Here is a 13816-nt window from a genome sequence, read left to right as displayed (position 1 = left end):
CGGGGAACACGGAAGGTTGGCTCCATGACCGTCCGCGTTCGTGTCATCCCCTGCCTCGACGTCGCCGACGGGCGCGTCGTCAAAGGCGTGAACTTCGTCGACCTGCGCGATGCGGGCGATCCGGTTGAGGCTGCGCGCGCTTACGACGCTGCGGGCGCCGACGAACTTTGCTTCCTCGACATCAGCGCGAGTCATCAGGGGCGCGGCACCCTGCTCGACATGGTCGCCCGCACGGCGGAGGTCTGCTTCATGCCGCTGACCGTCGGCGGTGGGGTGCGCAGCGCCGAGGATGCGCGCGCGCTGCTGCTCGCGGGCGCCGACAAGGTCGCGGTGAACAGCGCCGCGGTGGTGCGCCCCGAACTGGTCGCCGACATCGCCGACCGCTTCGGCAGCCAGTGCGCGGTGGGCAGCATCGACGCGCGGCAGGTCGCGGCGGGGCGATGGGAAATCTTCACCCACGGCGGGCGGCGGGCGACCGGGATCGATGCCGTCGCGCATGCGGTGCGGCTCGCCGAACTGGGGGCGGGCGAACTGCTCGTCACCAGCATGGACCGCGACGGCACGAAGGACGGCTATGACCTCGCGCTCACCCGCGCGATCGCCGATGCGGTATCGGTGCCGGTGATCGCGAGCGGCGGGGTCGGCAACCTCGACCATCTCGTTGCCGGGGTGATCGAGGGCGGGGCGAGCGCGGTGCTCGCCGCGAGCATCTTCCACTTCGGCGAGGCGACGATCGCCGATGCGCATGCGCGGCTGGCGGCGGCGGGCTTGCCGGTCAGGTCTTTCTGACGAACACCGTGCCCGCCGAATAGCCGGCGCCGAACGAGCAGATGAGGCCGGTGTCGTCCGCCTGCATGTCGTCGTGATGCAGGTGAAAGGCGATGATCGACCCCGCGCTCGACGTATTGCCATAGGTGTCGAGCACGGTCGGGCTTTCGTCGTCGCTCGCTTCGTGGCCCAGCACCCGCTGCGCGATCAGCCGGTTCATGTTGGTGTTCGCCTGATGCAGCCACAGCCGCCGCATGTCGGCGCCTTCGAGCCCCAGCTTCGCCATTTCGTCGACGATCATCGCCGCGACCATCGGGACGACTTCCTTGAACACCTTGCGGCCTTCCTGGACGAACAGCTTGTCGGTTTTCGGTCCCGACTGGTCGATGCCGCCGTGGGCACGGTTGAGGAAGCCGAAATTGTTGCGGATATTGTTCGAGAATACCGTCTTCAACTTCGTGCCGAGGATGTCCCAGTGCCCCGCGGGCGCCAAGCCCTTGTCCTCGATCAGGATCGCGGTCGCGACGTCGCCGAAGATGAAATGGCTGTCGCGATCGCGCCAGTTGAGGTGCCCCGAACAGATTTCGGGGTTCACGACGAGCACGCTTTTCGCATGGCCCGCACGGACATAGTCGGCGGCGGTCTGGATGCCGAAGGTCGCCGACGAGCAGGCGACGTTCATGTCGAAAGCGAAGCCGTCGATGCCGAGCGCCTGCTGAATCTCGATTGCCATCGCGGGATAGGGGCGCTGCATGTTCGACGCCGCGCACAGCACCGCATCGACATCGGCGGCGTCGCGCCCCGCGCGGGCCAGCGCGTCCTTCGCCGCCGCGACGCCGATCTCCGCGAGGATCGACAATTCGTCGTTGCCGCGCTCGCGCAGCCGCGGCGCCATGTGCGCGGGGTCGAGAATGCCCGCCTTGTCGACGACGTGGCGCGACCCGATGCCGCTGGCCTTTTCGATGAACTCGACGCTCGATTCGGTCAGCGCCGGGATTTCGCCCGCCGCGATCGCCGCCGCCTTGTCGCGATTGTAGAGCGCGACATATCGGTTGAAGCTGGCCACCAGTTCTTCGTTGCTGATGCGTTCGGCGGGGGTGAAGAGGCCGGTGGCGGACAGGACCGGCTGCGATTGGTGCGACATGGATGACCTGCGTGTCTTTTGTTGTTCGGGGACAGCCTGTTGATTAGGCCGCGGCATCGCGGCGCGCAACGCCCGTCGCAACAGGCTGAACGATCGCCGACATCATGGTTAACCGACCGCTAACCATCCGGGTGGCATGGTGCGCGGTGCAGGCCTCCGGGGGGATGGCTCCCCGGGCGCTTAGCGGGAGCACGACCATGGCCACGCGTTCAGGACCGGCAGCCGGCGATCTGTCGCTCGCGGAGATTCGGGAATTCGCCGCCTTCCTTCCGGGCACCCAGCGCTATATCCGCCGCTCGCTCGACATCGGGCTGGAGCGCGACGACGCGGTTGCGCGCTGGTCGCGCGATCCGGTCGAGGAAGCGGCGATCCGCGTGCAGGCGAAGGTCTATGGGCGGCTCGGCGCGATCCGCGCGCATATTCCGGAGGATAGCGGGCTCGACGCGCTGGAGGGCTTCATGGCGCCGCTGGTCGCGGTGTCGGCCTTCGACCTCGGGCAGGATCGCCTGCCGAGTTTCCGGGCCTATCGCTTCCTGTACGAACGGTTGCTCGGCGCGCATGCGCGGCCCTGGCTGCCCGGTGCCTTCTGCGCCGCGGCGGCGTTGCCGCATCTCCATCCCGACAAGCGCAAGGCGCTGCTCCAGTCGATCGGCGAATCGGCGGCCACCGCGCCGGGCTGGTCGGCGCGCGAACCCAGCTTCTACCCCGAATGGGTCGACAAGATCGACGAGACGCGGCCGGCGAACTAGCGCCGGCGCCCCGCCGCCGGTCAGATCAGCGCTCGCCACAGGCCGAAGGCGCTGGTCAGCGTCAGGACGACGCCGACGAGGATCAGCATCAGCTTGGGCGAGAAGCGCTTGGCCATGAAGGCGCCCATCGGTGCCGCGATCACCCCGCCGATCAACAGGCCGAGCGTCGCGCCCGCGATGTCGGCGAAGCCGAGGTGCCAGATGAAGGTGGCCGATACCGCAAGGGTCAGGAAGAATTCGACGCTGTTCACCGTGCCGACGACCTTGCGCGGCTCGGCGCCCTGGACGAGCAGGTTCGAGGTGACGACCGGTCCCCAGCCGCCGCCGCCCGCCGCGTCGAGGAAGCCGCCGACGAGACCGAGCGGCGCGATCACCTTGGGCTTGCGGATCTTCGGCGGATACAGGAGGCCGCGGACGAGCAGCCAGACGCCGACCAGGATCAGATAGGTCAGGACGATCGGCTTGACCACCGCGCCGTCGATCGACGACAGTAGATAGGCGCCGGTCACGCCGCCGATGATCCCGGGAACGAGCAGGCGGAAGAATAGCCCCCATTCGATGTTGCGGTGGATCAGGTGGCTGATGCCCGACACGCCGGTCGTGAACACCTCGACGACATGGACGCGCGCCGACGCGGTGGCCGGGGGCACGCCCATCACCGCGACGAGCAGCGTGTTGCAGATGACCCCGAATGCCATGCCGAGCGCGCCGTCGACGAGCTGCGCGGCGAAGCCGATCAGGATGAAGGGCAGGAGCGCCGACGGATCGAGCGCCGAAAGTTCAAGCATGATTTCATCCCAACTATTTTCGTTGAGAAGGTGCTGCCGCGATTCTACGGCGAATGCCAGTACAGTTTTTCTGCTGCCGTTGAAGGGAAGGGTTTCCGCGCCCAGCCGAGACGGCCCCGGTGCGGCATCAGCCGTTCACCTGATCGGGAAGATATTCGCGCACATGGTCGATGAAGGCACGCAGCTTCGGCATCACCTGCTTGCGGCTGGGATAATAGAGGAACAGCCCCGACGTCGAACTCGCATGTTCGGTCAGCACCAGCTCCAGCTCGCCGCTCGCCACCATCGTCTTTGCAACGGGTTCGGCCAGCATTCCCATCGCCACCCCCGCGCGCATCGCGACCATCGCCGCGATCCAGTCGTTGACGATCACCGGCCCCGTCACCGGCACCTCATATTCGCGATTCCCCCTTTCGAAGGTCCATGGCATCAGACCGCCGGTCGCATAGCGAAAGCGGATGCAGCGATGGTCGCGCAAATCCTCCGGCGTTTCGGGGCGCCCATGGCGGTCGAGATAGGCCGGCGCCGCCGCCGCGACGAAGCGGAAGGGACCGGTGAGGCGCACTGCGATCACGTCGGCGTCGAGCGTTTCGCCCATCCGGACGCCCGCATCGAAGCCGCCGGCGCTGAGGTCCGCCAGTCCGTCGTCGGCGTAAATCTCCAGCTCGATGTCGGGATAGGCTTCGCAGAAGCCGGCGATGATCGGCTCGAACAGCGGCTGCACCGCGCCGCGCATCAGGTTGATGCGCAGCCGTCCCGCCGGCCGGTTGCCCAGATTGCGCGCCGCTTCATAGGCGTCGGTCAGCCCCGCATAGGCCGGCGCGGCGCGTTCGAGGAACATTTCGCCCGCCTGGGTCAGGCCGACGCTGCGCGTCGTGCGCATGAAAAGCGGAGCGCCCACCCGCGCTTCCAGCGCCTTCACCGTCTGGCTGATCGCCGAGGGCGAAACGCCGAGGTCCGCGGCGGCGGCGGAGAAGCTTCGCCGTTCCGCCACGCGCAGAAAAGCCTCGATCCCGTCGAGCGCCCCCTGAGGGATTGTTAAATCCTGCTTCAAAGCACTTGCAGATTATAGAGGATTATCTATTGGCGCAAGCGCGGCTAAATAAGTTGCACAACGAAACGAAAGGATCTCTCCCATGACCAATCGGCTCTCCTCTTTCAACCGCTTCCCCTCCGCCTTCGCGATCGTCGCGGCTTCGGCGCTTGCCTTCACCGGCCTGATCGCCTCGACCGCGCCGGCGCACGCCCAGCCCCAGAGCGGCGACTATCGCTGCACCGCGCTCGCCGAGCAGGCGCGCGGCGCGGCCGACACCGTCCAGAGCGGCAAGCAGGCCAGCGCGAAGCGCTTCGTCGCCGCAGGCAACAAGCTGTGCGAAGCGGGCAACGAACGCGCCGCCGCCAAGCAGTATCGCACCGCGCTGAAGATCGCGGGCGTGGCCGAAGCGCAGGGCGACAGCCAGGTTGCGTCGCGCTGACATCATCCCAAGCCAGACACCATTCTCCGGTCCGCCCTCTCCCTCTCCCCGGCGGACACAACTGGGGCGGCCCTAATCGGGCTGCCCCATTTTGCTTGAGGACGGATCGCGCAGCCCCAGCATGTCGCGCAGCATCCACAGCGGCAGCCACGGGCGCGCGAGCGCCTTGTCGATCGCATAGGGCCACCAGCCGGGGCCGAACGGGATATAGAGACGCACGGGCACGCCGCGCTGCCGCGCAATAGTGACCGTTCGCGCCCGTGGAAGCCCGCGCAGCTGTTCGAGTTCGACGGGCGTCCCGGCGGCGATCAGCCTGTCGAGCGCCTGCGCGGCGAGCGCCGGCTTATGCGTCGCGATGGCGACCGGCGCAGTGCGGCCGGCGAGTTCCGACACCAGCGCCAGATAGGCCGCATCGGTATCCGCGGGGTCTGCGTCGGGATCGGACCACTCACCCTTGACGACCCGGATGCGCGCCGTCGTGTCGCGAAGGCGTACGGCATCGGCGGAGCTGCGCCGCCAGCGCGCGGGAAGCACGCAGCCGGTCCCCGGAAAGTCGGCGAGCAGCTGCTCGGTTGCCGCAATCGTCGCCTCGGCGTCGGCGGGGCCGTGGGCGTCGAGCATGAGCGGCATTCCTGCGGCCGCGCCCGCGTTGGCGAGCGCGCGCAGGTGCGCGGGACAGAAGCCGAGCGGCGGCGCCTTGATCGACAGATAGGCGCCGGTGCCGATAAGCCGGGCAGCGACGGCGCGGTAGGCGGCGACGATCGTATCCGGGTCGTCGCCGTCGTCCTGGAAATAGCCGACGGTCGCCGCGAACTCCCGCCGCCGCAGCCGCGCGCATAGCGCGGCAGCATCGGCGGGGTCGGGCGTCCGCAACCATCGTGCCGCGCGGCGCGGCAGCGCGTAACGCTGGTCGCGCAGCCAACGCCAGGCGGCCGACTCCTTCACCGCGCGGCTCTACCCAGTCGATGCCGCAGCCAGAACAGGCCGTCGGCAAGCAGCGCGACAAGGCCGGGCGGGGTGAAGGGATAGGTTCGCACGCGGACGCAATCGCGTTGCTCCTGCGTCCAGAAACGTGTGATCCACGCCTCGGTCTCGCCGAGCAGTTCATAGCTTTCGAGCCCCTGCTCGGCCGCCCAGCGCAGCGTGTGCAGCATCAGCAGGGTTCCGGGCGAGCATTTGCCGAAACGGTCGTCATGCCCGATCTTGAACAGCCAGTATTGCCCCGCCCAGAGCAGCGCCAGCTGCATCGCCACCGCCTCCCCGCCGATGCGCATGAATGAAAGCCGAAAGGTGCCGCGCGCCGCGGCCGAACGGAAGAAGCGGCGAAAGAAGGTCTCGCGCCGCCGGTCGACCGCCAGCGCGCTGCCGGCCTCGCGCTTCCAGCTTCGCAGCTCGACACCGATCGCTTCGTCGAACAGCGCGTCGAAGTCCGCCGGGCCCGGGGCCAGCGTCTCGAACGTCACGGGGCCGATCGCTTCGGCGCGCCGCGCCGCGCGCCGAAAATCGGACCGGCGGCCGGCGTTGAACCGGCTTTCGGGATCGCGCCACGATTCGCCGAGCGCTATCATCGGGCATGGCATGGCGGGGCGGACCGATACCCAGCCGCGGCCCCGCATCGCCCGCCGTAGCGCGGGTACGAGGGGCGAGTCCCGGGAAATGCGGTCGAGCGATAGCGGATGGTGCACCTCACGGATCGCGGCGGCGATCGGATCGGCCGCCGTCGGGTCGGCACAGAGCAGGTCGCCGGGCTCGAACAATTCGATAGCGCCGGCCATCCGCCAGCGGGCGAAATAGCGCCGGTCCCGGCACAGCGGCAGCAGCGCGGTGATCGCGATGCCGCTGCGGACACCCAGCAGCTTTTGATGCTGGCGGGACAGGAGCGGAGCGAGCGCCGCAGCGAAATCGCGCGTCTGCGTCGGCCAGTTTCCGCGGGGTTCGAGCCGTTCCCATTCCGCCGCCAGCCGGTCCGCATCCATCTCGCGGACGAGGTCGATCGCGCGCGCCGGCCGGAGCCGCGCGGGGCGCGCATTTCCGCTTCCCATCCTGTCGAAACGCGCGTGTCGCAAGCGATGCCCCCCTTCCGCGCGGATACGACCGAAAAGCTAATAAATCTCTGCGATCCTCCGCGCCGAGGGACCAGCGGTCCGCAATCCCTTTTGCCAATGGGACCGCGGACGTATAGGCAGAATTTCCTGTCCCGCCGCGGAGCCGATCCTTGCGTCCATCTTCCGTTTCCCGCAGCCTTTCCGCTTTCGTCGGTCTTGGGCTGCTTTGCGCAGCCTTCGGGGATCTGGGTCGATCGTGGGCGCATGACGCGGAAAAGCCGGCTCCCGCGGCCGCGGAGCGCGTTCGGGCGCGCGACATAGGCATCGCGCCCGGCCTGTTCGCGCCGGGGCCGCTCAATGCCATTACCGACGTAGGCGACATTCGCGTCGGACAGGTGACACGGATCGAGGGCGCCGACGTCCGCACGGGCGTGACCGCCATCCTGCCGCACGGTGGCAATCTGTTTCAGGACAAGGTGCCGGCGGGCGTCGTCGTCGCGAACGGCTTCGGGAAATTCGCGGGCACGACGCAGGTCGCCGAACTGGGGGAGGTCGAGACGCCGATCGTCCTCACCAACACGCTGAACGTCGCGCAGGCGATCGACGGCATCGTCGACTGGACGCTGCGCCAGCCGGGGAATGAATCGGTGCGGTCGGTCAACGCCGTGGCGGGCGAAACCAACGACGGCCATCTCAACGCTATCCGCAAGCGGGCGATCACCCGCGCCGACGTCGTCGCGGCGATCGAAGGCGCGCGGTCGGGGCCGGTCGCCGAAGGCAGCGTCGGCGCGGGCACCGGTACCATGGCGTTCGGCTGGAAGGGCGGGATCGGAACGAGCTCGCGGGTCCTGCCGCCGGCGCTGGGCGGCTATCGCGTCGGCGTCCTCGTCCAGACCAACTATGGCGGCACGCTGGTCATGGACGGCCTGCCGGTCGGCCGGGCGCTGGGGCGCTATTATCTGAAGGACCATGGCGAGCGGACGGCGGCGGACGGCTCGATCATCCTGGTCGTCGCGACCGACGCGCCGCTCGGCGACCGCAACCTGACCCGTCTCGCGCATCGCGCGATCGCCGGGCTGGCGCGAACCGGATCGGCCTTTTCCAACGGCTCGGGCGATTATGCCATCGCCTTCTCGACCGCCGCCGAGGTGCGCCGTACGCCCGCGCGCCGCGCCCGGGTCGCGGCCTATCCCGAATTGTCCAACGATGCCGTCTCGCCGCTGTTCGTCGCCGCTGCCGAAGCCGCCGAAGAGGCGATCTACAATTCGCTGCTGATGGCGACGACGATCGAGCGGCAGGCAACCGCGGAGGCGCCGGCGGCGCGCGGCGAGGCGCTCGACATCGCGGCGGTCAGGGCGCTGGTCGCGCGCCACCGCCCGCCGACGAACAACCCGCATGAAACGAAAAGGAGCAGCCGTTGAAGCGCGTCGAGATCGTGGTGATCGGGGGCGGGGTCGCGGGCGTATCCGCCGCCGCGCTGTTCGCAAGGCATGCGCCGACCGTGCTGCTCGAGCGGGAAAGCGCGCTCGGCTATCATTCGTCGGGACGCAGCGCGACCTTCTATCATTTCGGGATCGGCGACGATGTGGTGCGCGGCCTGACCGCGGCCAGCCGCTTCTTCTTCGCCGATCCGCCGCCCGGCTATTCGGACGTGCCGCTGTGGCAGGAAAAGGCGGCGCTGTTCATCGCCACGCCGCAGCACATGGATGAGCTGGTCGCGCTCGAAACGGAGATGCGCCGCTTCACGGACAGCATCGCCCGGGTCGGCCCGGACGAGATGCAGGCGATCGTGCCGGTCCTGAAGGTCGGAGGCGAGGGCGCGGTGGCGGGTGTCCTCGATACCGGCGGGCGAAAGCTTGACGCCGACCTGCTGCTCCAGGCCAATGCGCGCGCGCTACGCGCGGCGGGGAGTGAGATCCGCTTCAACGCCGGCGTGACGGGGATCGCGCACGACGGCACCGAGTGGATCGTCGACACCGCCGAAGGAAGCTATGCCGCGAAGACGGTGGTCAATGCGGCGGGCGCCTGGGCCGACGAACTCGCGGTGCTCGCGGGGGTCCGGCCGCTCGGCCTGACGCCGCTGCGGCGCACGATCATCGGGTTCGACCCGCCTGAAGGCATCCCGATCGCGGACTGGCCTTTCCTCAAGACGGTTCAGGACGACGGCTTCTACATGTTGCCCGACGCCGGGCGCCTGCTCGTGTCGCCGATGGACGTCACGCCGTCGCCGCCGTGCGACGTCCAGCCCGAAGATTATGAGATGGCGCTCGCCGCCTGGCGCATCGAAGAGGCGACGACGCTGTCGGTGGGCCGGATCGCGCTCAAATGGGCCGGACTTCGCAGTTTCGTCGCCGACAAGGTGCCGACGGCGGGTTTCGCCCCCGACGCACCCGGCTTCTTCTGGCTGGCGGGGCAGGGCGGCTACGGTCTCCAGACGTCGCCGGCGATGGCGATGGCGGCGGAGGCGCTGCTGTTCGGCCTGCCGTGGCCGGGGCTGCTTTCGGAGCATGGCGTCGAGCCGCATCATATCCGTCCCGACCGGCTGTTTGCCTGACGGCGCGCCCGGTCCGAAGATCGTCCACCGCAACAGGGGAGTCCCGCATGCGTTTTCTGTCTCTCTTCGGCGCTCTTTCCCTCGTCGCCGCGCCGGCCGCCGGGGCTCAGTCGCCATCGCAGGTCTCGGCCCCGCCGGGCTGGACCATCGTGATCCACGGCGGTGCCGGCACGATCGAACGCGATCGCCTGACGCCCGAACAGGACAAGGAGATTCGCGCTGCGCTCGATCGGGCAATCGATGCGGGAAGTGCGGTGCTCGCGGCCAAGGGCAGTTCGCTCGATGCGGTCGAGGCGGCGATAAAGGTGCTCGAGGACGATCCGCATTTCAACGCGGGCCGCGGCGCGGTCTTCACCTGGGAGGGGCGCAACGAACTCGACGCCGCGATCATGGATGGCCGCACCCGGGCGGCGGGCGCGGTGACGGGCGTGACGCGAACGCGCCATCCGGTCAGCCTGGCGCGCGCGGTGATGGAAAAGAGCCCGCATGTCTTCCTGAGCGGTGCGGGAGCCGACGGCTTCGCGGTCGAGCAGGGCCTGCAGCAGGTCGATCCGGAATGGTTCGCGACGCCCGAGCGCCGCCGGCAGCTCGAACGGATGAAGGCGAAGCAGCTCGGTTCCTATGACGTCGATCGCAAATATGGCACCGTGGGCGCCGTCGCCGTCGACGTCGAGGGGCATGTCGCCGCGGCGACCTCCACCGGCGGCCTCACCGGCAAGCGCTGGGGCCGCATCGGCGACGCGCCGGTGATCGGCGCCGGCACCTACGCCGACGATCGCGCCTGCGCGGTGTCGGCGACCGGCGCGGGGGAATATTTCATCCGCGTCGGCGCGGCGCACGAAATCTGCGCGCGCATCCGGATGAAGGGCGAAGCGCCCAAGCAGGCGGCCGACGCGGTCATGGCCGAACTGGAGGCGCTGGGCGGCACCGGCGGCGTGATCATCACCGGACCCGGCGGGACCGCCGACTGGTCGTTCAACACGCCGGGCATGTATCGCGGCAAGGCGAGCAGCACCGGCGAGCGCAAGGTTGCGATCTACAAGGACGAAGACTGACCGGCTTCGACCGGGCGGTCTTCGCTGCGGTCATGTTCATGACAAAGGGCGCCGGAGGCCAAGCCTCCGGCGCCCTTGTTTGCCTTGGGCGAGCCGTTCGCCTTATTTCTTCTCGTCGACGGGCGGCACGGTCGCCGGGGGGGGCGCGACGGTTCCGTTGTCGATCGCGTCGGCCTTGGCCTCGCCGGCTGCTTCGACCGCGTCGGCCTTGTCCTCGGTGGCTTCCTTGGCGGGGCCTTCGGGCATGGCGTCGGCCTGGGCGTCGATGGCGTCCGCCTGGGCTTCGGCCTGATCCTCGACCTTGTCGGCCTGCGGGCTCTGGCAAGCGCCCAGCGCGAGGGCCGACGCGGCGGCGAGGGTGATCACAATCTTGCGCATATCGAGTTCTCTCCAAGTTTGACTCGGGGGCTTAACGCGGGATGAACGCATCGGTTGCAGGAAAATCGTCAAATATCGGAAGCAAGGCGATTCTTTCTTGATCCCGCCGCCGCTGGGGCGGGGTGCGGGGCAAAAAGAAGGCGCCCGAAGGCGCCCCCTTTCGTCCAGCGATGCTCGCGGTCAGAAGCGTTGCTGGCGCTCGTAGAGGTCGCGGTAGTGCTGGATGCGCGTGACGCGCAGGCCGGCCATGCCGCTGCGGTCGATCGAGCGCTGCCAGCTGGCGAATTCCTCGAGGCTCAGGCTATAGCGCTCGCACGCTTCGTCGACCGTCAGCAGCCCGCCATTGACCGCGGCGACGACCTCTGCCTTGCGTCGGACGACCCAGCGCGTGGTGTTCGGCGGCGGCAGCGTGTCCAGCGTCAGCGGTTCCCCGAGGGGGCCGATGACCTGGGCCGGGCGGATTTTCTGATTCTCGATCATGCTCATTCCATAATGTCTGCAACGGGGGGGATCGGTTCAACCGACATTCGCCGGTCTAGAAAGGCGGGGCTCAACATCGGCTGAAACCCTCTGGTAAACGGACCGTTCACGGTTTCGGTCAAATCCTGCGTTTCGGGCGACAGGTCGAAGAAGCGCGCGGGCCGTGCCGCCGCGTCCTGCATGTCGCCGCGCCTGCCCCCCAACAGGTCGCGGACGGCGCCCACCCGCACCGCATGCGCTTCGCCGTGTGTGCGCTCGCGCATCATCCGCACCGTCGGCAACGCCGCCTGCCGCGCGCTCGACACCGCCAGCAATATGTCGAAGCCGGGCTTCGACAGGCGGGCCGCACCGGCGAAGGGCGGAAGATCGGACGGCACAAGGTTCATGCCACCCGTCTAGCGGCAACCGCCTAAGGCCGCGTAAATGCTCATTTCAGAGCTTGTTAGCGAAGCTTAATCTCCGTCAATATTTTGACAGACGTCCCGGAAATACTGGCATCTCGCCGCTATCGTCCCTAGATGGCGGCCATCATGGCAGCGCTGCTCACCCCCGACCGACTCGGCGATTTCCAGCTCGCCGAACCGCTGAAGGCCCGGCGAATCGTCGTCGCCATGTCGGGCGGCGTCGATTCGAGCGTGGTCGCGGCGCTCGCCGCGCGCTCGGGCGCCGAGGTAATCGGGGTGACGCTCCAGCTTTACGAGCATGGCGCGAAGGCGAAGCGCGTCGGTGCCTGCTGCGCGGGCCAGGACATCCGCGACGCGCGCGCCGTCGCCGACCGGCTGGGTTTCGCGCATCATGTCCACGACCATGAAAGCCGCTTTCGCGACACCGTGATCGACCAGTTCGCCGACGAATATCTCGCCGGGCGCACCCCGATTCCCTGCGTGCGCTGTAACATGGGGGTCAAGTTCACCGACCTGTTCCAACTCGCGCGCGATCTGGGCGCCGATTGTCTGGCGACCGGCCATTATGTGCGCCGCGTGATGGGCCCTGCCGGCGCGGAACTGCACCGCGCGCTCGATCCGGCGCGCGACCAGAGCTATTTCCTGTTCGCGACGACGCAGGAGCAGCTCGATTTCCTGCGCTTCCCGCTCGGCGGGCTCGAAAAGAGCGCGGTGCGCGAGATCGCGCGCGAGCTCGGCCTCGGCGTCGCGGCCAAGCCCGACAGCCAGGACATCTGCTTCGTCCCCGACGGCGACTATGCGGGACTCGTGCGCAAGCTGCGGCCCGAAGCCGACGACCGGGGAGAGATCGTCCATGTCGACGGCACCCTGCTCGGCGCGCACAAGGGCCTGATCCACTACACGGTCGGCCAGCGCCGCGGGATCGACATCGGCGGGCAGGCCGAGCCGCTTTATGTCGTGCGGCTGGAGGCGGAGACGAAGCGCGTCGTCGTCGGCCCGCGGCGGGCGCTCGCGGTATCGGGCGCGCGGCTCGGCGAGGCGAACTGGCTCGCCGATGTCGAAGGGCGCGATGTGCTGGCGAAGGTTCGCAGCATGGCGAAGCCGGTGCCGGCGCGCATGGTGGGCGACCGGTTGCTGTTCGCGGCGCCCGAATATGGCGTCGCGCCGGGGCAGGCGGCGGTGCTCTATGACGCCGGCGATGCGAGCCGGGTGCTCGGCGGCGGGTGGATCGAGCAAAGCTTCGCGGCCGACGCCGCCTGATCCGAAGCGCGGCGCGCCCTCGCGGCGCGCAAGGATGGGATTGCACTTTTCCCGGCGATGCCGCAGCCTGCGGCCAGCAAGGGAGAAGAGCGATGATCAACTGGGTATTGCGCGGCGCCGTCCTGCTCTGGGCGCTGCTGTTCGCCATATTGGGCGTGCGGGGCGTGCTCGATCCCGCCACCTATGTCGAACAGTTCGGCATCGGTATCGATGGCGCCGCCGCGAATACGGTGCGTGCCGACATGTCGGCCTTTTTCCTGGTCGCGGCCGGCGGGGCGGCGGTCGGGGCGCTCGTGCCCGGCTGGCTTCGCGCGCTGCTGGTCCCCGCGGCGCTCTATGGCACCGCGCTTCTCGGCCGCCTGATCGGCGCCGCGAGCGGCGATGTGGTCAATGGCGGCATCGTCCAGGCGATGATCATCGAAGCGCTGTCCACCGCTCTGATGATCGGGGCCTGGTGGACCCTGTCGCGCTCCGCCCTGACGGCGGGCAGCGCCATGCCGGAGGGCGGCTGAACCGGGCCTTCGATACTCCGCCGATTGTCTTTTCGCCGATAATGTGAATAATGTTTCGCGGGTCGCAGCAGCTTTTCCCTTTTCGCGTGGGAAAGGAAGACCATGTCGCGAGATCAGGACAAGAGGGACCGGGCGGATCGGCGCTCGGGTGACCGGAGGGTAGCGGACGACCCGAATTACAAAGGGCCGGAGCGACGCAGCGGT

At 68.6% G+C, this 13816-nt stretch carries 16 protein-coding genes; 8 read left to right on the top strand and 8 right to left on the bottom strand.

Annotation, left to right across the window (positions count from 1 at the left end; all coding sequences use genetic code 11):
* The first annotated feature begins 24 nt into the window (after positions 1-24).
* Entirely contained in the window at positions 25-789 is a 765-nt protein-coding gene (hisF, locus tag AC2S9W_RS00725) for an imidazole glycerol phosphate synthase subunit HisF (protein ID WP_067106085.1), read from the top strand.
* Here the strand turns inward: hisF and AC2S9W_RS00720 are convergent.
* The gene (locus tag AC2S9W_RS00720; protein ID WP_067186075.1) at positions 776-1912 is read right to left on the bottom strand and encodes a beta-ketoacyl-ACP synthase III; all 1137 of its coding nucleotides are present in this window, start codon (positions 1910-1912) and stop codon (positions 776-778) included. The genes hisF and AC2S9W_RS00720 overlap by 14 nt on opposite strands.
* Positions 1913-2109: 197 nt before the next feature.
* Between AC2S9W_RS00720 and AC2S9W_RS00715 the strand changes: the two genes are divergently transcribed.
* Positions 2110-2661 (top strand): hypothetical protein, encoded by a 552-nt coding sequence (locus tag AC2S9W_RS00715; RefSeq protein ID WP_067186073.1) that lies wholly within the window; start codon positions 2110-2112, stop codon positions 2659-2661.
* 20 nt (positions 2662-2681) lie between these two features.
* Here AC2S9W_RS00715 and AC2S9W_RS00710 read toward each other — a convergent pair whose 3' ends face one another.
* Together AC2S9W_RS00710 and AC2S9W_RS00705 are read right to left on the bottom strand one after the other, a co-directional pair.
* Positions 2682-3449: a sulfite exporter TauE/SafE family protein gene (locus tag AC2S9W_RS00710; RefSeq protein WP_212598465.1), complete on the bottom strand. Its 768-nt coding sequence runs from the start codon at positions 3447-3449 to the stop codon at positions 2682-2684.
* 127 nt (positions 3450-3576) lie between these two features.
* Positions 3577-4503, bottom strand: a complete 927-nt coding sequence (locus AC2S9W_RS00705) for a LysR family transcriptional regulator (protein ID WP_067186070.1) — start codon at positions 4501-4503, stop codon at positions 3577-3579.
* Positions 4504-4585: 82 nt separating this feature from the next.
* Here AC2S9W_RS00705 and AC2S9W_RS00700 point away from each other — a divergent pair, with 82 nt between their 5' ends.
* Positions 4586-4924 carry a hypothetical protein gene (locus tag AC2S9W_RS00700; protein WP_067106095.1) on the top strand — a complete coding sequence of 113 codons (339 nt, stop codon included), beginning with the start codon at positions 4586-4588 and terminating at the stop codon, positions 4922-4924.
* 72 nt (positions 4925-4996) lie between these two features.
* Here the strand turns inward: AC2S9W_RS00700 and AC2S9W_RS00695 are convergent, their stop codons facing one another.
* Together AC2S9W_RS00695 and AC2S9W_RS00690 are read right to left on the bottom strand one after the other, a co-directional pair.
* Positions 4997-5869, bottom strand: coding sequence for a proline dehydrogenase family protein (locus tag AC2S9W_RS00695; RefSeq protein WP_067186068.1), 873 nt, complete (start codon positions 5867-5869; stop codon positions 4997-4999).
* On the bottom strand, positions 5866-6990 hold the full coding sequence (locus tag AC2S9W_RS00690; protein WP_237233563.1) for a GNAT family N-acetyltransferase: 1125 nt from the start codon (positions 6988-6990) through the stop codon (positions 5866-5868). Before AC2S9W_RS00690 ends, AC2S9W_RS00695 begins: the two co-directional genes overlap by 4 nt.
* A 200-nt stretch (positions 6991-7190) precedes the next feature.
* On the opposite strand from AC2S9W_RS00690, the gene AC2S9W_RS00685 reads away from it, so the two are divergent.
* Genes AC2S9W_RS00685 through AC2S9W_RS00675 form a run of 3 tightly spaced genes read left to right on the top strand, consistent with a single transcriptional unit; the run spans position 7191 to position 10578 of the window.
* Positions 7191-8390 (top strand): DmpA family aminopeptidase, encoded by a 1200-nt coding sequence (locus AC2S9W_RS00685; RefSeq protein ID WP_486572050.1) that lies wholly within the window; start codon positions 7191-7193, stop codon positions 8388-8390.
* Positions 8387-9523, top strand: coding sequence for an NAD(P)/FAD-dependent oxidoreductase (locus AC2S9W_RS00680; RefSeq protein ID WP_486571494.1), 1137 nt, complete (start codon positions 8387-8389; stop codon positions 9521-9523). The genes AC2S9W_RS00685 and AC2S9W_RS00680 overlap by 4 nt, the downstream gene beginning before the upstream one ends.
* Positions 9524-9570: 47 nt before the next feature.
* The gene (locus tag AC2S9W_RS00675) at positions 9571-10578 is read left to right on the top strand and encodes an isoaspartyl peptidase/L-asparaginase family protein (RefSeq protein WP_486571493.1); all 1008 of its coding nucleotides are present in this window, start codon (positions 9571-9573) and stop codon (positions 10576-10578) included.
* A 102-nt stretch (positions 10579-10680) separates the two neighbouring features.
* Here AC2S9W_RS00675 and AC2S9W_RS00670 read toward each other — a convergent pair whose 3' ends face one another.
* From AC2S9W_RS00670 to AC2S9W_RS00660, 3 genes are all read right to left on the bottom strand, one after another.
* Positions 10681-10956, bottom strand: a complete 276-nt coding sequence (locus AC2S9W_RS00670; RefSeq protein WP_067106103.1) for a hypothetical protein — start codon at positions 10954-10956, stop codon at positions 10681-10683.
* 180 nt (positions 10957-11136) lie between these two features.
* The gene (gene sciP / locus AC2S9W_RS00665) at positions 11137-11436 is read right to left on the bottom strand and encodes a CtrA inhibitor SciP (protein ID WP_067106105.1); all 300 of its coding nucleotides are present in this window, start codon (positions 11434-11436) and stop codon (positions 11137-11139) included.
* Between the two features lie 2 nt (positions 11437-11438).
* The gene (locus AC2S9W_RS00660; protein ID WP_067106108.1) at positions 11439-11822 is read right to left on the bottom strand and encodes a hypothetical protein; all 384 of its coding nucleotides are present in this window, start codon (positions 11820-11822) and stop codon (positions 11439-11441) included.
* A 144-nt stretch (positions 11823-11966) separates the two neighbouring features.
* On the opposite strand from AC2S9W_RS00660, the gene mnmA reads away from it, so the two are divergent.
* Both mnmA and AC2S9W_RS00650 read left to right on the top strand, forming a co-directional pair.
* Positions 11967-13100 (top strand): tRNA 2-thiouridine(34) synthase MnmA, encoded by a 1134-nt coding sequence (gene mnmA, locus AC2S9W_RS00655; protein ID WP_286750269.1) that lies wholly within the window; start codon positions 11967-11969, stop codon positions 13098-13100.
* A gap of 92 nt (positions 13101-13192) precedes the next feature.
* Positions 13193-13612 carry a hypothetical protein gene (locus AC2S9W_RS00650; protein ID WP_286750268.1) on the top strand — a complete coding sequence of 140 codons (420 nt, stop codon included), beginning with the start codon at positions 13193-13195 and terminating at the stop codon, positions 13610-13612.
* Positions 13613-13816 lie beyond the last annotated feature (204 nt).

Source organism: Sphingopyxis sp. 550B (assembly GCF_057401805.1).
This window is presented reverse-complemented; position numbering and strand designations above follow the sequence as displayed.

Excerpts from the sequence above, each read along its gene's own strand:
- AC2S9W_RS00710 (WP_212598465.1), bottom strand. The coding sequence starts at position 3,449 with ATGCTTGAACTTTCGGCGCTCGATCCGTCGGCGCTCCTGCCCTTCATC.
- AC2S9W_RS00650 (WP_286750268.1), top strand. The coding sequence starts at position 13,193 with ATGATCAACTGGGTATTGCGCGGCGCCGTCCTGCTCTGGGCGCTGCTG.
- AC2S9W_RS00660 (WP_067106108.1), bottom strand. The coding sequence starts at position 11,822 with ATGAACCTTGTGCCGTCCGATCTTCCGCCCTTCGCCGGTGCGGCCCGC.
- mnmA (WP_286750269.1), top strand. The coding sequence starts at position 11,967 with ATGGCAGCGCTGCTCACCCCCGACCGACTCGGCGATTTCCAGCTCGCC.
- sciP (WP_067106105.1), bottom strand. The coding sequence starts at position 11,436 with ATGATCGAGAATCAGAAAATCCGCCCGGCCCAGGTCATCGGCCCCCTC.
- AC2S9W_RS00700 (WP_067106095.1), top strand. The coding sequence starts at position 4,586 with ATGACCAATCGGCTCTCCTCTTTCAACCGCTTCCCCTCCGCCTTCGCG.
- AC2S9W_RS00670 (WP_067106103.1), bottom strand. The coding sequence starts at position 10,956 with ATGCGCAAGATTGTGATCACCCTCGCCGCCGCGTCGGCCCTCGCGCTG.
- AC2S9W_RS00675 (WP_486571493.1), top strand. The coding sequence starts at position 9,571 with ATGCGTTTTCTGTCTCTCTTCGGCGCTCTTTCCCTCGTCGCCGCGCCG.
- AC2S9W_RS00715 (WP_067186073.1), top strand. The coding sequence starts at position 2,110 with ATGGCCACGCGTTCAGGACCGGCAGCCGGCGATCTGTCGCTCGCGGAG.
- hisF (WP_067106085.1), top strand. The coding sequence starts at position 25 with ATGACCGTCCGCGTTCGTGTCATCCCCTGCCTCGACGTCGCCGACGGG.
- AC2S9W_RS00720 (WP_067186075.1), bottom strand. The coding sequence starts at position 1,912 with ATGTCGCACCAATCGCAGCCGGTCCTGTCCGCCACCGGCCTCTTCACC.